The organism is Bacillus sp. 007/AIA-02/001 (assembly GCF_004634455.1).
Taxonomy (GTDB): domain Bacteria; phylum Bacillota; class Bacilli; order Bacillales; family Bacillaceae_G; genus Bacillus_A; species Bacillus_A cereus.
In genome coordinates this window covers 1-17,366 of the sequence record NZ_SEIY01000014.1, presented here as the reverse complement: position 1 = coordinate 17,366, position 17,366 = coordinate 1, and the positions used below count along the sequence as shown (strand labels likewise).

The following is a 17,366-nucleotide window of genomic DNA, read 5'->3' as shown; positions in this document are numbered from 1 at the left end:
GTTCATTTAGAGAAGAAATGAATGTGTTAGGAATTCAGGATTCAGATGTGTTTCAAATTCAGTTAGTGGAATATGGTAAAGAGAGAACGAAAAAGAGTTCTCCTAAAAATAATAGAAGAAAATAGTTTACTTACGTATAAATATTATAATTAAGCACATGTTATATACAAATATAGTGGAGGTGCAATTATGAATATTCAAAGACACGAAAGTAATACAAATGAAATTCTTATTTCTGCCGCTGCAAGTGCTATTGAGCAAATGAAGTATGAAATTGCCCGTGAATTAGGAGTCACACTTGGACCAGATACATCGTCACGTGCAAATGGCTCTGTCGGTGGAGAAATTACAAAACGCTTAGTTCGAATGGCTGAAGAGCAATTATCAGGACAACACAGATTACATTAAGTCAAAATAAAAAGGAAAAAGGATCCATAAAACGGATTCTTTTTCCTTTTATTTACACTAAATCCGAAAATTAGTTTTTATAACTTAAAAACGACCTTCCAGATTCCTTTATAAGAGGTTTTATTCAACGAGGGAATACAATAAGGGCTAATTTTAAAAAATTCATTACAAGTAGATTAAGGGCTGTTTAACATATTCTTATTATATTTTATTGTTTTTTAACTAGTTTATTAAAAACTTATAATTAATGAAGTCATCGCTTTAATTTACCATTGATATTGATTGATAAATAGGGGGCACCATTTCCTACACGGTAGCCTTTAGAAAAAAGAAACAACCTTTTACTATAATTGACGTTGTATGAGCTTAGCTTGATAGCAATGTGGCTGTACCCCTACAAACAAAAAAAGATAAGATCCGGGAACACGATCTTATCTTTAGCACAAGGAGTAAACAAAAACACCCAGAGAAAAAATTTTAATTTATTTTTAATGTGAAATGGAACAATTGGTTTCCCTTTACTATCAATCTGTTTCATTTCCATTGCAATACCCCATCTTTCTTAATTGAATATGTTTTCTATTACCCGTTTCAAGCTTTTTCCCATACCTTTTACTGCCCATACTAGTTTAATGAACACTTTAAAGATAGCATCCCATACGTGTTCATTAATAAAAAATTCATATACTTTCTTTAACCACTCTTTCGGGGATTTACTCTTACGTTTAAACCTTTGCCAATGCGTTTCTTCACTAGTTTTCATAACTCCCCCTTCTTTCTTAATCGAATATGCTTTCTATTAGAAGTTTTAACACCTTTCCAATACCCCAAAACACCCAACCTATTAGTCTAAAGAAACCTCTGAAGATGAAATTCCATATGATATCGCTTATAATGAAGTCTATTAATTCCAGTAACCAGTTTCCAAAGGATTTACTCTTACGTTTAAACTTACTCCATCTTGACTCCTTATAAAAATACATCATCCCCCTCCTTTACGGAAGATACACATCTATTTTACGTTTATGAAGACCTCGTTTTGAGTTCTTTCTTAGATTTAGTTTTAATTTAAAAGTATGTTGTTTGATACACTTCTTGCAAACTACTGGATTGTTTGGCATACCATAGCATCCACACTCGTAACTGCTACAACATACTTCAGGTTTATAGTCTTTTTCTACTACCGTAAGGTCTTGACAGAAATCATATAACCGACCCTTTGTATCTTTTGTCTTTCTCCATCTTTGTTTCACCAAAACTCTATCTTTATTAATTTCCATTTTAGGAGGATTCTGTTGTATTAGCTTGATAGCGATGTGGTGGTACCCCTATTAGATTATGATAGTCGATATGCTTCCTATAGCCCAGAAAAGAACTAAAAACTCTAGTGAAATCCAAAGTACTTTTTCTCAGGTTTTTGAAATTCTTTTATTAAATAAAAAACAGTACTAATCGCTATAATGATGAAAAGAACGAGGTTTATCATATCTGACAATTTAATCACTCCTAATTTTAAATTAAATTCATTATATAACGATTCCTAAATTTTTAGTTAATTACCGGTGAGAATTAAGCAAAATTTAAACAAAAACACCTATATTAGGATTTAGTTACAGGTTTTCCCCCTATAAAATCAACTATTTGTGCCCCAAACTATAGGGTACGCGAATTACTTTGATATTATCTTTGAAAGAACAAAATAACTCCTTTCGAAAAACAAATGAACTGATATTAATCAACTTCCAATAACGAATTTTATGTAAATAAGCTGTCCATATGGACAGCTTATTATATTTTTGCTTAGCGTATATTTTCGTTAAAATGTTGGTGGTACGCCTAGTGGAGCAAAATTAATACAGATATTTTTATATTGATGAAATTCATTTTTATTTTGAGCTCAACCGGTATTGTTAGCTTAATAGGGTTACGTGTGTACTATAAATAATAAGCTTCGTTAAAGTGCAGGGAAAAAGGAAGTGAAAAATATGGCTAAATACACTGAAGAGCAATTTATATATTTTACAACAAAATCAATTTATTTAGAATCAATTAAAGGGACCCAGGAAACATATTGGGATGAATATAGAAAACTACAAGACTGGCTGCAAGAACAGCAACTAAGTACCAGTTTTATTAGTTGGGTTGAAAAGAGGATGAAGAAATAGTTCTTAATTTATCCTTTAGAAGTATTCCTTTATATCATCATGATGAAAATGTATTTAATAAATAGGGTAAGTTAGGCATCCTGAGGGATGCTTTTTCTTTTGGCATAAGATCATACGCTTCTTCAAAATAAGCCCCATAGCTTCAATTACAGCCTCTTTAATATTGTCTGGAAGCTCATTTGGATTACTCCATCTCTCTACGTATAACTATAATTGGGTACAATGTTTAATTATCATTGGAATACCAGCTATCGCTCAAATGATTTTTTTTCTAATATTTAAAAATATTCATATGGGATACATACTTCACTTCAATTACAATTTAATCATTATACTTTTTAACTATATGGCTTCAATTTAGAATGATGTATCACTAAAAAGTAAAAGAAAAGGCACCCCTGCTGCAAGGTACCTTTTCTAAGGGATATAACTCATTAGCTGAGCGGCCGTTGGTTAAGTATACCGCCTAGACTATTACATGAGTTATGTTTTTATTATACATTGATCATATCAAAAATATTATCATTAGTGAAATTAACTTTTATTATTTTTTAATTTTAAAGCTGCCACCATAATAATTATGTTTATCAATTTTCATAACATCTACAAATAATCCTGGCTTATAAACTGATGTAATAGGTGTTACAAAGCTCCCATAAATATGCGCAGTACCAGAATCATAATTTATTTTTTATCTTTGTGAGATAGTTTTAGAGATAAAAACACTAGAAATGGAAACAGAAAGGATAAAAGCAATTTATATACGCCCTAATGTAAAGTATATATTGCATTTATTTTGTTTATAATTTAATATATAGAATATAAGATAAAAGAAGTAAAGATTATCTTTACAAACGGGGTGTATTTAATGTCAGTAAGCAAAATAAAAATTGCTAGAACAGAAAAGGGGCTAACTCAACAAGAATTAGCTGGGCTTGTAAATGTTACCCGGCAAACCATTGGCCTTATTGAACTTAATAAATACAATCCATCTTTAAAGCTTTGTATTGATATAGCTAAATCACTCGATAAAACTTTAGATGAATTATTTTGGGAGGAAAAATAGAATGGAAAAATTTAAAGCTTTGTTTTCACTCAGTACACATTCAGATGAAAGAATTCAACAAATCGAAATGAAAATTTGGGCTCAATCTGGAATTGTGGTTTTATTGCTAGCCTTCTTAGATTTAATAATAAGGGGCGTATACTTACAAAGACCGTTTCTAGAATGGGCTACAGCTCTTGGTATCATTATCTGTTATATGGTATTCTTCTTTATTAGATCCATTTTAGCTGGTGTTTACGAACCAGAAATCGATAACAAGGAAAAATTAAAACAAAAATTAAAAGCTAAATTATCTTATACTCTTATTTTATCTTTTTCTGGTGTAGCCTACACTACATATCATAATCAATTACCTCAAGATATTGTTGGATGGATCTTAGTATGTATTAAGTTTATTCTACTTGTTACTATTTTGTTTGGTATTCAATATTTTATTACTGTATTAGCATGGAATAAATCCAATAAAATTTAATAAGTATAGACAAAAAAGCTTATCTTTTAATACATAATGATAAGCTTTTTATTATTTTCTTCATCTCTTTTTCGTTTTAGGGGATATTTTGTTTTGTCAGCTTGATAGGGATGTGGCGTGCCCCTAAATGCTTTGAAAATCTGTATTGAATTAACACTAAAAAGAATCTAATTTGAAAAAAATTAATCAAAACAGATTCCAATTTTTAAATTCTGATTGTAGATTTTATGAAAAAATTGATTAAAACACATGAATATATTAATTACAAAAGTTGACTTACTTGTACTAGAATTATTCTATTCTTCAAACCAAAACAGAGTCTCGATAGGCGCTTCTAAAACTTTTGCGATATCATAAGTAAGTTTGAATGAAGGGTTATATTTTCCGTTTTCGAGATTGCCAATTGTTTCTCTTCTAACCCCAACCTTATTAGCTAAATCTTCCTGAGACATATTTAACTTTACTCTATATTCTTTCATTCGAGTCTTAAGTGGCATCTTGCATTCCTTTCTTTTCCCTACGTTCAAATATTTCTAAGTTAATTAAGAAGGTACCTAATGGTGCAAAAACTGAAATAATAACAAGGAAACGAATTATATGTAGATTTTCAAAAATAAATATACTCAAAACTAGTATGATACCTAGCACCAATGCTACGAAAAAAGCTCTTGTAGCAGAGATGCGAACATGTAGTATAAAAAGCTCATCTGGTACCACTTTTGCATATGCAAAGAAGAAAAAGAAATTGAATAGGAGACCTGCCCACGTAATATCACCTAAAAATGAGAAAGGTGCCAAAAACCCTAAAAAACCGATAAATCCTAAATAAGCCATTTTATTTTTCATACAATCCTCCTATGTGATATATTTCGCTCTATATGTTAAAAATATATCACATAGTTTTGCAAATTGAAAGGACCTACAACACTACAAATTTATTTTAAATTGACAGTAAAACCACAAAAAGATACGTTAAATTGCTGCTAATAGTACCTTTCAAAAGAATTGTTATAACAAAAAACTCGCAATATTGATACAATATAATTATTCATTGAGATAAGGAGAAAATAAAATATAAATTTAGGAGGTGAAATACTTTGGAAATAGATCAAATAAAGAATATCCTAAGAAAAAGAGCAACTATCTTTCAAACAGGAGGAAAAAGACCCGATTTATCTATAAATGAAAGTTGGATTGGAAAGATTCCCTATTCATTACCAAATGAAACTTACCCAATCGACCGCTATCAAGAAAAAATGTATGCAATCATGATGTTTAATTTAACCCAAATACCCTTTGTTCCAGAAGCAGTAAAAGATATGAAAGCCATCACAGTATTTCTTTCTCCAAACTTTGCTAAAGATTTGTCCAACTTATCGGGGAATTTTTGTATTAGAGAATATGATTCTTTAGAGGAACTAGTACCCAATGAGATGTCACTTACGTTTCCAAATCTAAAACCTTTTCCCTTAATCCCTAGATTAGTAACTGATGAGTTTCCACAATGGGATACGGAAGATTTTCCAAACAACATGCAAGATAGAATTTTAGAACTTGAAAACACAATTGATATTGAATACTACGAGGATATTTTTGAAGAAAATTATTACATACATAAATTAGGTGGCTATGCTTGTTTTGCCCAATCAGGCATCCAATGGCCCGCGGATTATGAATTTGTTTTTCAAATAACAGACGATCCAAAAGCACATTTAAAGATTATTCATGGCGGCGGAATTTATTTTGCTAAAAATAGTAAAACAAATGATTGGATTGCACACTGTGATTTCTTATAGGAATAATATATAAAGTGACGTTTTCTTATGTGAAATCTTGCTTAGCGTATATTCTCGTTAAAATGTTGGCGGTATGCCTATAACTACACGCTTTAATAGATTAAAGGAAAAAATGAAGAAATATATCAAATTACAGGTGTGAGCTAGACCACCTAGTCTCATTGGGTAAAAGAACTTGAATAAAGTTCTTTTTTTATTTTTAATTAATCCCATAGTGGCACCTCATACCCAGAATCGTTTCGCTACCCCTATAATGGTTCTATCATTGATAAAAATCTTGAATTTAAATTATCAAATTAATTAATTTGATAATTTAATTCCGTATATTAACAAAGTATGAACAATTTTACAGGCCTGTAATACGGTCTACGTAGAGATGCGAAAATCCTATCTCTCTTGTTGATAAAGCTGCAGAAATATAAAACAGAATATTCCATCTTATATTTATAAAACTTCAAGTTATTTACATATTTAGGGGAAAAAGTTATGTTTGTGATGATATACAATAAATGGAGGGAAGTGATCTTATTATGTTTAAAAAAGTAGCTTTAGGGATTTTATCGTTAGCAATCACTACATTTGTAGGTTTAGGAATGGCAACAGAGGCATCTGCTGGTCCTGCAGCACCATTATCTTCATTAAACGTTGTACAAGTAGAGTCTGAGCAAGGTGGGGTAGAGACAATCAATACTAATAGCTTTAGTACAACAAGAAACCATGGGGGAAGTTACTTATATATTTACACAAAAGAAATTGGATATGGACAAAATTCAATTGCAAAAATGAATGGTTCAGCAGTAAAGAGTATTGGATCAACTGTAATTGGCGGCAACCCAATAGTTGGTTGGTATTATAAGTGGGATGCATCTGGACATCAACAGGGGACATTTGAATATCAAAAAACCTCTATTAATTTCCCATTCAATACAATGCGTACTTCACTTTATATACAATAAATAACCAGAGATAAATTGTAGGAATAACTATTAAGATACGAGTTCTTATGGGGTTGTTTATTCTTTGAAATGAATACTATTTTTATAATGATATTTTTCTTTTGTTTTATAACTATGTTATCCACTTATAAAAGTTCATAGTCATGATGGCTTTACGTATCTATATAAACATAGTTTTGGAGAATGGATATCTCTTACTATAGGGTTCTTTATAGTTTGGCAGAATCAAAAAAATTTAATAGGAAATAATTAAGGACTCTGAGATTTGATACAAACAAATTAATAAATAAAGTTCAATAAATAAGTTTGTTCCTTTGGTATGGCAACCTTTAATTTTTAAAAAATACAGAATAAGAGGAGTTTTAATATGAAAAAACAAAGTCTAGCTATAGCTACTATTCTATCATTAAGTTTAACTGTATTTGGTGGTACTACATCTACATTTGCGATGAGTGAGCCAAACGATAATGTGACGGTTCAATCTACATCAAAATATATAGGAAATATACCGTCAAAACCCAAGGACTGTAATAATGTAGACAAATATAAGCTGTGTACAAGCAAAGAAGAAGCTGATGCTTGGGGGAAAAAACAATTTAATAAGTGGAGTAAAGAAGAGAAGTCTGCCATAAGAGATTATACAAAAAATGCAAGACCGTATAATGAATTTTTAAGAACGCATGCGGGTAAATTAGATTCTGATCCTACAATGAAGAAAAAAATTGAATCCTTAGATAAAGCATTAAATAGAAAAGAGGCAAAAGTGAATGACAATATAAAAGTGTATCGAGGGGATGATGCATGGATTTTTGGAAAGGAGTATGATAATTCCATAATAAAAAATGGCAAGGTTGATAGGGAGAAATTCAAGGAAATACAAAAAAAATTCCAAGGAAAAACAATAACAGAATTTGGATATATAAGTACTTCTATACTTATTGATGCCGGATATGCCAAAACAAGACCAGTTATGACAGAATTTAAGGTAGGTTCTGGGACTCATGGTGCTTATATGAATTCAGATGACTTGACTGCATATCCAGGGCAATACGAATTATTATTGCCAAGAAATACCGTCTATAAAATTGAAAAAATATATATAGCTATAGATAACAATACCCAAAAAGAACAAATAAAAGTGGAGGCTACAATTAAATAAATCTAATGAAGTTAAATTTTTAAAAATAAAGTAATTCAGAATAACTATATAGACCCGAATACGCAACGCATGTAAATAATCCAAATAAAAACCGTAAGGATTTCTAATCTTTACGGTTTCTATCATTTTAGCCAATTAATCTCCCACCTACTCACTGGGCTGTGACCCTTCACTCTCCTTGAGGAAGGAGTCTTCTTGGCTAAAATGATAAATGTTGATGTGATTTAAGTTACATGAAAAGCTATATATTTTAAATAGGAGGGGTAATACCGTTAAGGAGATCCCAAGTACTTAATCCAAAAGAATATTCGAAATGCGGATAATCAACTAGGGTAGTAAAGCGCCCACCCCAAGTTAGACCAAGTTGTTCCCCTATATACCCCATTTGCTTAAATTTTTTGATGTTATTCCAAGGTATAGAATTATTTTCATAAGGTGCAGCATCAAAAGCTAATCCCCAATTGTGATATGATTCTCCGCCTCGAGCGTTTGTAACCTTTTTACCCGGTTTCCATCTACCTAAAGAAAATAATCTATCTTGTTCACTCCAACTCCTAAACACTGAATATATTCGAACATCTAAGCCATTAGTTTTTGCTAATTGAAGAAATTCTTTAGCCAACATCTCTACATATGGATGTGAGGATTGTAAATGATTAGAGCTAGTATAAAGTTCAGATTGAGAATTGGGATTAAATAATTTGTGGCGTGTTCTCGGTGTAATATCTCCAGAAGGGTATAAATTTTGCTCTTTTTGGTATTCTTGTGTGGCTTGGGTAGTTGATAAACCGAATAATCCATCAAGTTGTCCAAAATAAAACCCTATAGATTGTAGCTTCTTTTGTATTAATATTACGTTCTCAAATAATGATTTCCATGTGTTAACTCCTACTATCCCATTAGGCTTTAATTTAGTTTTCTCTTGGAAAATTTTTGTGTATTTATGTGTTTTTTCATCAAAAAAGCCGGTAATAGGAAGTTTCTCGTAGTTTACTCCCAAACCAATTAAATTTAATTGGAGTACGGTTACGTAATAGCCTGTAGAGCCTAATTTAAGAGTGGGTAAATTCTCCATATTTCACCCCTTGATTTTAGAATACTGTTACTTAATTATAGTTAGATTGAACTTTAATATGACAAGTACTAATCGTAAAAAAATAAAATCGATTTTATTAAAGTTACTATATTTGAATATTTGTAAGTGTTTTTCTACTCATAAAATATAGATTTTAAAGGAGTAATTCTAAAAAATTCCTTTATAAATCAACTGAAATCTTCAATTCATAACTTTCTTTGCAATAGACAAATATAAATTTGAATTACATAAAATTATCTTTGTAAATAAGGTTATTTAACTTTTATAGTATGTAACAAAAGTGTAACTAGATTAACCTTTTGGATTGAAGGAGATTTTGGGTAGATTAGCAGGAAGTGGTCGAGTATAAATAGAGTAGTCCATACTTAATTTTTAAAAAATCTAGAGAATCTTTAAAGAAAATAGGCAATTATATGATTTCAAAAAATAGAGTTGAGCATAATATCATGGATAAAGGGCCTTTTATTTTGTTTATATAGAAGAGTTTTAATATAAATAGGATTTAACGAGAGGAGAGATGAATTTGTATAATTATCCATCATATTCTATAGCTGGAGTCAGTGATGAAGCTCAGGAAGCTTTTTATCGGCAACCAAGTGGAAAGATATTTGCAAAAATATTTGAAAAAGACACAGAAAGACCGATTAAGGGTGTCAAAGTATCAATTTATAAAATGACAAATGAAGGGCGTATTTTAGCTTCCCGACAAAGTGAGGTTATTACTTTATATACGAATGAATTCGGTGAAACAAATACAGTTGCCTTACCTACGCCCCCTAAAGAGAATGCTACCGATCCTTTAGGATCTAAACCTTATTCAGAGTATGCAATTTCTATTGAAGCTGCGGGTTATGCACCTGTAGTACTGCGCGGTACACAAATTTTTGAAGATGTGACTGCTGTTCAGAAAATGGAACTTATACCCATTAATGGAACGGAAGGACGGGATCTTGTTGAAATAATTGATATTCCGGAACATACATTAATTGGACAATATCCCCAGCAGGAATCCCAACAGGAACTACAAAAAGAACTTGAGACGCAACAAGAGATAAGAGAAGATACCGATAGAGATATTGTGATACCTGAATTTATTACCGTTCACGATGGTCATCCAAATACACCTGCAAGAAATTACAGAATGAGATTTAAAGATTATATAAAAAATGTGGTCGCTTCTGAGGTTTATCCGAATTGGAAAAAAGAAGCGTTGTTAGCTAATGCCCTTTGCATAATGACTTTTACATTAAATCGTCTTTATGTAAACCCTTTTAAAGGAAAAGGATTCGACATCACAAGTACTACACAGTTTGATCAAAAGTATACTCATGGGAGAAATACCTTTGAATCTACTGATGATGCAGTGGAGGAGGTGTTTAAGCAATATCTTGCAAAGCATGGAGAAAACACACCGTTTTTTACACAATATCGTGATGGGAAAAAACAAACATGCCTATATGCTAAAAGACCAGGAATGCTATATCAATGGGGAACATTCTGTCTAGCAGAAAAAGGAATGAGCTATTTGGATATTTTGAAATATTACTATAAAGATATTGAAATCCGTTTAGCGGAATTTATACAAGTCGTCAAATCTTTTCCGGGGAAAATTTTAAAGGAAGGAGATCAAAATCTTGCTGTTGAAACAATTCAAAAATATTTATACCATATACGAAAAAGATATACAGATATTCCTGAAGTAAGAGTAAATGGTACGTTCAATTCAAGTACTACAAATGCAGTTAAGGCTTTTCAAAGACAGTTCCAACTTTCTGAAAATGGGGCTGTAGATGAGATAACTTGGAATAAAATGAATGATATTTATGTATATGTTACCAATCTCCCTGGCATGTATCCAATTTTGCAGAATGGTAGCCAAGGAGAACTTGTAAGGAGATTACAAAATTTATTGAAAGATTATGGTTTTTACGAAGGACAATTAGATGGTTTTTTTGGGCTTGGAACTGAAGTATCAGTGAAAGAGTTTCAGAAGATTAAAAGTTTTACTGTTACAGGAGTAGTGCGTAAGGAACTATGGATGGTCCTTGAAGAGATAGAATATACTATGGGAACTTCCCGAAGGTCTTTAACAGGTAATTCAATTCCACAGCAAACAAATACAGGATTAAATCTTAAAACACAAGCGCCTTCTCAAAATCAAAAGCCAGTATCTATTTATCCCCCTTCTATGACAAGTGTGTCCAATTATCAACAGACACAACCATTCTACAATAATAATAGATATTATCCTTTTTCTTAATTAGTGATATATGTGAAAGCAACAAGGAGTAATTAAATGAACAGACATAGAAGGAGGACGAATAAATTTGAATGAAAATTATGCTTATCCATTGGATTTAGGACAGCAATTTTATTATCAATCACATTCATTATTAAATGAAAATCAAATTTATTATGATACACTGAATTCTTATCGGGCATCCACTGGTAAATTAATTATATCTGTTTATGAAATGAATACAGATAAACCCATTAAGGGTGCAAAGGTATTCATTCGTAAGCAAGATGATAGTAGTCAAGTTATTGCTACACTCCAAACAAATGACATTGGTTTAACAAGTCCTATTTCTTTATCAGCGCCTCCTAAAGAGTATTCTTATAATCCTTCAGGACCTAAACCTTATACAGAATATATTCTTACAGTCGAAGCACCTAACTATGGTGTTAAAATAGTTAGAGGTGTACAAATCTTTCCAGAAACTACAGCGAAACAAAGAGTGGAAATGCTTCCTATTAATCGAACAGGAGAACGTCAATTAATTGAAACAATTGATGTTCCTCAACATGCATTAACAGAATGTTATTTAGAAAGGAAACTTCAGTCGAACTATCCCCGCTTTTCTCACTTTCCTCCACATGCAAATAGTTTAAGCATACCTCAATACATTATAGTTCATGATGGAAATCCTAATGAATTAGCGCCAAGATATAAAGTGGAATTTAAGGAATATATAAAAAACGTAGCTGCTTCAGAACTTTACCCAACATGGCCCAAAGAAGCTATTAAGGCAAATATAATTTGTATAACATCTTTTGTATTAAATCGTATATATAATAATCATTATTTGGAAAGAGGGTTTACAATCAGTAGCATGTCTTTGTTTGATCAATCTTATTATTATGGTAGAAGTACTTTTTCTGAAATTGATGAAATAGTTGACGAGATATTTAATCAATATATTACAAGACCGTATAGTATTGAACCACTACTAATTAATTACTGTAGCGGCATAAGAAATGATTCAAATGAATACTTCTGTAGATGGGGAAGTATATACCTTGCTAATCAGGGGAAAGATTATGTAAGTATAATTCGTGCCTTTTATCCACTATCAGAGATTAACTTTTTATAATCAATAAGTTAACAATGGAAATCTAGAAAGTCAACCGAACAGTGTTATTGTTAGAAATATTATAAGATATGAAATACTACCTGAAAACGTTAAGGTTTTTATGAGGGTACTCAAAAAATAAATATAAAATTAAAACCGTAGAAGTAATTAGTTTCTATGGTTTTTCTGTATATAATTATTAAAAAGTTTATATTAGGTTTATTTTGTTAAAATAAAGAAAACCCCCTCCTTGAAAAGGTAAGGGAGTAAGGATTAAGCTTTTTAACTTATATTTATTAGATTTAAAAAAACTCAAGAAGAACTCAATGAAAAATCAATTTTACGACCATATTCCGGAAAATCGATAAGGGGATTTCTATTCCCTTGAGTGTCTTGAATACTTTGATTTCGATGCTTTTCATAAATACTTACTGGATATTGTTCATGCTATCTAAGTAATAATTCAATGTCTATATTCTTTTCTTTGTCATTTGTAATTTTATCTGGATATCTTAGTAAAAAGTATAAAGTGGCTCGTGCGACTATACCTTTACCGTATTCAGGTTCGAATAAACTTTCCTCTAATTTCCCACACTTTTGTTTATTTGATTCCAGCTCAATCCCTTTCTCAAAATCTAGGAAATCATGATAAGGATAATTACTTCTCATCGAGTTACATACTGGATCACATGCGAATAAATGATGTAAATCACCTCTCATTGGTTCCTATTTATGAAACCACTACATGTTCACAGTTCAATTTATTGTTTTCTTCAATTCGCTTTTTGTGAGTTTCTAACTCATTTTCAGTTAATGAGTGATTAGTAAGAAGTGAATCTAATTCATTTTTTCGTTGGGTGATTATTTCAATGTCTTCAGCAATAACTTCTTCTGGGTTTCTTATGTTTCCAGAGTAGATACTTATTAAATTTCCGTCTTCTTGTAAAGCTACCCAAATATATAAATATTGTGTGGGATTATATTTGACGGGTTTATGTGTACTTTCTATTAAGGAATACAAAGCCTTAAATAATTCATTTGGTTTTAATTGATCGAAATCAATTGTTTTATAATAAGATGCTTTAATGTTTTTCTCCGCATTTTCATCTAAGTATTTTTTCGAATCATTTTCAATAATACCTTTATTTTTATTCTAAAGTTATGTTAGTAAAAATGTGAGAAAAAATATTTTTTCTATTAAAAATTTATAATCAAAAAGTTTTTGAATAATAGTTGATAAATACATTATATTATTTTATGTATATATTAATAAGAATGTATAGAAGCTATGAAGAGCGTTTATAACAGTGAAACTAGCTTTTATTTAACAATATTAAATAAATTACGAAGAGTTATTCGGTTTATCCTTTAAATATCTCTCTTCAAGAAAATATTTAAAGTACCCAAAATTACTGATTTCACAGGGGTTTATCGGTGGTTTTTATATTTAGTTGCATATAGATTTTTTATCAAATAAAGAGACACAAAGTTAAACTATAAACTAAGAGAATGTCTTTTAAATACTATCGCTTTGAAGATTTTTAGAGCAATTTGTATATAAGTTGCATATTTAGTGAGATATATGTAGAGAATAGATTTTGATTGTTTAATAACGATCAAAATCTATTACAGGAGGTGAAGATATGAGTCAAAATAATTCAAATGCTGTAAAGAGTAACGAAGTAGGATTAATCCCTTTTGAAGTGTTGGACGTTGTTAGTGAAGTTCGTGAAATACCTGAAGGCGTCAAACTCATAAATGCTCCGGCAGTATGGGAAAAAAGTGAAAAAGGAAAAGATATTGTAAGATACTGGATGTCAAACAGATCATGTGGATTTAAAGGATCGTATTATTGGGGGGAAAAACTTTACTACTGATAATAATAGTGATCCTAGTAATTATTCTGATTTAAATGGTCATGGAACGCATGTGGCGGGAACGATTGCTGCTACAGAAAATAATCAAGGTGTTTTAGGTGTAGCGCCACAAGCTAAGCTACTTATCGTAAAAATTTTAGCGGAAAATGGTAAAGGATCCTATGAGTGGATAATAAATGGGATTAATTACGCAGCAAACTGGAGAGGCCCTAATGGAGAAAAAGTAAGAGTTATTTCTATGTCGTTAGGCGGACCTCAAGATGTACCAGAACTACATCAAGCTGTAAAAAATGCAGTGAATAACGATATATTAGTTGCTTGCGCAACTGGTAATGATGGGCATGCTACTGATACGTTTAGCTACCCTGGTGCGTATCAAGAGGTTGTAGAAGTTGGTGCTGTTGATTTTAATAAAAAAATAGCTCCTTTTAGTGATTCAAATAAAAATATAGATTTAGTTGGTCCTGGAGTAGGGATTTTATCGACTTATAAAGGTGGAGGCTATGCAACATTAAGTGGGACATCAATGGCAACTCCACATATTTTAGGTGGCTCAGCATTAATTATTAAACTTTGTGAAAGTAAACAGGAATTCGATAGAACGTTATCTGAGGATGAAATTTATGCACAATTGATTAAAAGAACAACACCTCTTGCTGAGTCGAAGCGTTTAGTAGGTAATGGTTTGTTAGATCTGGCAAAAGAATAAAATAGAAGTTATAGGGTTACTAGTATTAACATTAGTGTACAGTATTATTCCATTAAAATTAGCTAAAAGGTTTGCATTTAGTATTTGGTGTGATGTTCATTTAAAGATATCTTGTTTTTCAAATACGATCAATATGTGAAGAGTATATCTGAACTTACAATCGTTACATCATAATGTTAAATTCGAATAATGTAAAATGTAATGAATAGAGATGTTCCAATCGATCGGAAAATTTACTGGAAATCATTTAGATTTTTCAGCTGTTAGTTATAAATAAATTCTAAAATTCAAAAGGATTGGCATTAGGATATGAATTTGTTGGTTTAATAAGTTTAAATCAATTTATAAGCTGGGTAAGTGAAAAACCATCTGATTAAAAGAGAATGTTGTTTGGCTAAAATTCAAAAAAAATTAGTTTTGTTTTAAATCTCGTTATAATTTCGAATTATTAACAGATGGAAGTAAAACTAAAAAATGGAGTGAACAAATATGAGTGAGCATTTACAACGACATCCACATTTTGGTAATACGTTAGCAGATCATTTTATGGAGCATCATCGAAATCCACTTTCATTTCATGCTCCAATTGTGCATGTAAAAGCAACAATAAAATTAGTAGAAGACGATGATTCTAATTCAGAAGGCGGAACACATCAGCATTTTTTAATTAATAATATTCAAGTTATTGATATAAAAGGGGCACAAAAATCTTTAGTAGAAGATGAAGCCTTCTGTGCAATTCGTTTTGGGGATAAATTAGGATTGAAAAATCCAATTCCAGGCTTAAAAGAAGGGGAAGAAATCGAACTGCAAGGGGAATATGTTGATAAAACACATGTAAAAGTAGGAATTGGGAATCCAGGTGATCCAGTCATACATTTCACGCATCACCCAGTAGGTTTTGTAAATTATAATGGTGTACATTACGAATAAAAATTTGCAGAAAAATATAGGAAGTAATATTTATTATTAGAGTAGTCATTTTTGCAATTAACCAACCCGTAGGGATGCTTTTTTATTCCCACTGGATGAGAATTAGGGAATGAAATTAACAAATATTGAGTTCTTTTGGATATAAAATACCTATTATTATAGAAAAGAGATGATTATTATGAGAAAAATTGAAAGTATTGTTCCAGAATACTTATTGGAAAAGTTTGCAGAAAAAGGGAGCGAAAAAGCCCAGAAAAGCTTAGAACATACTAGGAAAATTCATGAGGAAAGAAAAAGTATAATCAAAAGTCAACAAATAATGGAATCTACATTTGATAACAATAGAGAGCATAAACCTACTAGACATGTTTATGATTGTCAACACACGGAAGAACGTCAGCATAAATTAGTTCGAGACGAGGGAGATTCACCTACAGATGATGAGGATGTGAATCAAGCATATGATGCTGGACAAGTCATTTTAGAGTATTATAAAAATGTATTACATCGTAATTCTATTGATAATCTAGGGCTGGATCTTATTTTTAACGTTCACTATAGCAATCATTTTATGAATGCTTTTTGGGATGGAGAACAAATGATTTTCGGTGATGGTGATGGTGAAATCTTCATTGATTTTACAGGAGGAATTGATGTTATAGGACATGAAATGAGTCATGGTGTAACACAGTATACATCTAAACTCGAATATCATGATCAACCTGGTTCCCTTAACGAGAGCTTTTCTGATTGTATGGGAAGTGCAATAAAACAATATCATTTGGGTCAAAATGCTCAAAATGCCGATTGGTTAATAGGTGACAAAATTATTGGTCCTAAATTTCCTGGAAAAGCTCTTCGTTCAATGAAAGAACCAGGAACTGCAAATGATCATGATACTCAACCGAATCACATGAATAAATATGATGATGGTAGTAATCTTAATTTTGAAACAGAAGAAAAAAGGCAAAGTTATATCGTGCATACTAACAGTGGTATTCCAAACAAAGCATTTTATCTAGTTTCTATGGGAATAGGAACAGATAATGCTGCAATCTTATGGTACAATGCATGGCCTCATCTTCACCCAAATTCTGATTTCCATGATGCTTTTGAAGAAATTCTAAAAGCCGCGAAAGTACTTATAACCGAAGGGAAAATGCCCCAAAACACAGAACAAGTTGTGAAAAAAGCATTTAGTGATGTAGGTATCGCAAAATCTTAAATTATTTAAACAAAGATTAGGAAATGATTTTTGCAAAAAGACACCTGATTTGAACTGAACCCAAAAAATTAGAAAAATATATTAAGCAGCTACTAAGGATTGAACTCTGTATTGCACAGGGGACAATCCTTTTAGTTTTGTTTTAATTCTT

General features: G+C 31.1%; 16 protein-coding genes and 3 pseudogenes. 13 read left to right on the top strand and 6 right to left on the bottom strand.

What is annotated here, in order from left to right; all coding sequences use genetic code 11:
* Positions 1-189 precede the first annotated feature (189 nt).
* A complete protein-coding gene (locus ES895_RS22165; RefSeq protein ID WP_001025757.1) occupies positions 190-408 on the top strand; it encodes an alpha/beta-type small acid-soluble spore protein in 219 nt (72 codons plus the stop codon).
* Positions 409-970: 562 nt separating this feature from the next.
* On the opposite strand, the gene ES895_RS22160 is transcribed toward ES895_RS22165, so the two are convergent.
* Positions 971-1,171: a hypothetical protein gene (locus ES895_RS22160; RefSeq protein WP_017658129.1), complete on the bottom strand. Its 201-nt coding sequence runs from the start codon at positions 1,169-1,171 to the stop codon at positions 971-973.
* Positions 1,172-2,393: 1,222 nt separating this feature from the next.
* Here ES895_RS22160 and ES895_RS22145 point away from each other — a divergent pair.
* Positions 2,394-2,573, top strand: a complete 180-nt coding sequence (locus tag ES895_RS22145; RefSeq protein WP_001151986.1) for a hypothetical protein — start codon at positions 2,394-2,396, stop codon at positions 2,571-2,573.
* Between the two features lie 94 nt (positions 2,574-2,667).
* Positions 2,668-2,934, top strand: a pseudogene (locus ES895_RS30135) (hypothetical protein); the annotation flags it as partial.
* A gap of 183 nt (positions 2,935-3,117) precedes the next feature.
* On the opposite strand, the gene ES895_RS30005 reads toward ES895_RS30135, so the two are convergent.
* Positions 3,118-3,261, bottom strand: coding sequence for a DUF5065 family protein (locus ES895_RS30005; RefSeq protein WP_098219107.1), 144 nt, complete (start codon positions 3,259-3,261; stop codon positions 3,118-3,120).
* A 180-nt stretch (positions 3,262-3,441) separates the two neighbouring features.
* On the opposite strand from ES895_RS30005, the gene ES895_RS29835 reads away from it, so the two are divergent.
* Positions 3,442-3,639, top strand: coding sequence for a helix-turn-helix transcriptional regulator (locus ES895_RS29835; protein ID WP_000116560.1), 198 nt, complete (start codon positions 3,442-3,444; stop codon positions 3,637-3,639).
* A 1-nt stretch (position 3,640) separates the two neighbouring features.
* A complete protein-coding gene (locus tag ES895_RS22125) occupies positions 3,641-4,111 on the top strand; it encodes a DUF6773 family protein (RefSeq protein ID WP_000410444.1) in 471 nt (156 codons plus the stop codon).
* A gap of 296 nt (positions 4,112-4,407) precedes the next feature.
* Here the strand turns inward: ES895_RS22125 and ES895_RS22120 are convergent, their stop codons facing one another.
* Both ES895_RS22120 and ES895_RS22115 read right to left on the bottom strand, forming a co-directional pair.
* The gene (locus ES895_RS22120; protein ID WP_001128814.1) at positions 4,408-4,608 is read right to left on the bottom strand and encodes a helix-turn-helix transcriptional regulator; all 201 of its coding nucleotides are present in this window, start codon (positions 4,606-4,608) and stop codon (positions 4,408-4,410) included.
* On the bottom strand, positions 4,598-4,957 hold the full coding sequence (locus ES895_RS22115) for a DUF3796 domain-containing protein (protein ID WP_000791799.1): 360 nt from the start codon (positions 4,955-4,957) through the stop codon (positions 4,598-4,600). Before ES895_RS22115 ends, ES895_RS22120 begins: the two co-directional genes overlap by 11 nt.
* Positions 4,958-5,208: 251 nt before the next feature.
* On the opposite strand from ES895_RS22115, the gene ES895_RS22110 reads away from it, so the two are divergent.
* The 3 genes from ES895_RS22110 (at position 5,209) to ES895_RS22100 (ending at position 8,022) form a co-directional block, all read left to right on the top strand.
* Positions 5,209-5,907 (top strand): DUF1963 domain-containing protein, encoded by a 699-nt coding sequence (locus ES895_RS22110; protein WP_135238652.1) that lies wholly within the window; start codon positions 5,209-5,211, stop codon positions 5,905-5,907.
* 530 nt (positions 5,908-6,437) lie between these two features.
* On the top strand, positions 6,438-6,863 hold the full coding sequence (locus ES895_RS22105; RefSeq protein ID WP_135238651.1) for a DUF4879 domain-containing protein: 426 nt from the start codon (positions 6,438-6,440) through the stop codon (positions 6,861-6,863).
* A gap of 367 nt (positions 6,864-7,230) precedes the next feature.
* Positions 7,231-8,022, top strand: coding sequence for an ADP-ribosyltransferase (locus ES895_RS22100; RefSeq protein WP_135238650.1), 792 nt, complete (start codon positions 7,231-7,233; stop codon positions 8,020-8,022).
* Positions 8,023-8,272: 250 nt separating this feature from the next.
* On the opposite strand, the gene ES895_RS22095 is transcribed toward ES895_RS22100, so the two are convergent.
* Positions 8,273-9,097, bottom strand: a complete 825-nt coding sequence (locus ES895_RS22095; RefSeq protein ID WP_135238649.1) for a peptidoglycan-binding protein — start codon at positions 9,095-9,097, stop codon at positions 8,273-8,275.
* 538 nt (positions 9,098-9,635) lie between these two features.
* Between ES895_RS22095 and ES895_RS22090 the strand changes: the two genes are divergently transcribed.
* Both ES895_RS22090 and ES895_RS22085 read left to right on the top strand, forming a co-directional pair.
* Positions 9,636-11,378, top strand: a complete 1,743-nt coding sequence (locus tag ES895_RS22090; RefSeq protein ID WP_135238648.1) for a peptidoglycan-binding protein — start codon at positions 9,636-9,638, stop codon at positions 11,376-11,378.
* 67 nt (positions 11,379-11,445) lie between these two features.
* Positions 11,446-12,492 carry a SpoIID/LytB domain-containing protein gene (locus ES895_RS22085; protein ID WP_135238647.1) on the top strand — a complete coding sequence of 349 codons (1,047 nt, stop codon included), beginning with the start codon at positions 11,446-11,448 and terminating at the stop codon, positions 12,490-12,492.
* A 291-nt stretch (positions 12,493-12,783) separates the two neighbouring features.
* Here ES895_RS22085 and ES895_RS30260 read toward each other — a convergent pair.
* A pseudogene (locus tag ES895_RS30260) lies at positions 12,784-13,609 on the bottom strand (endonuclease I family protein).
* Positions 13,610-14,114: 505 nt separating this feature from the next.
* Between ES895_RS30260 and ES895_RS22075 the strand changes: the two are divergent.
* The 3 genes and pseudogenes from ES895_RS22075 to ES895_RS22065 all read left to right on the top strand — a co-directional run bounded on the left by ES895_RS22075 (position 14,115) and on the right by ES895_RS22065 (position 17,215).
* Positions 14,115-15,057, top strand: a pseudogene (locus tag ES895_RS22075) (S8 family peptidase).
* Positions 15,058-15,546: 489 nt separating this feature from the next.
* Positions 15,547-15,990, top strand: a complete 444-nt coding sequence (locus ES895_RS22070; protein ID WP_114160626.1) for a hypothetical protein — start codon at positions 15,547-15,549, stop codon at positions 15,988-15,990.
* Between the two features lie 178 nt (positions 15,991-16,168).
* Complete coding sequence (locus tag ES895_RS22065) at positions 16,169-17,215, top strand: M4 family metallopeptidase (protein WP_135238646.1); 1,047 nt, start codon at positions 16,169-16,171, stop codon at positions 17,213-17,215.
* Positions 17,216-17,366: the final 151 nt, after the last annotated feature.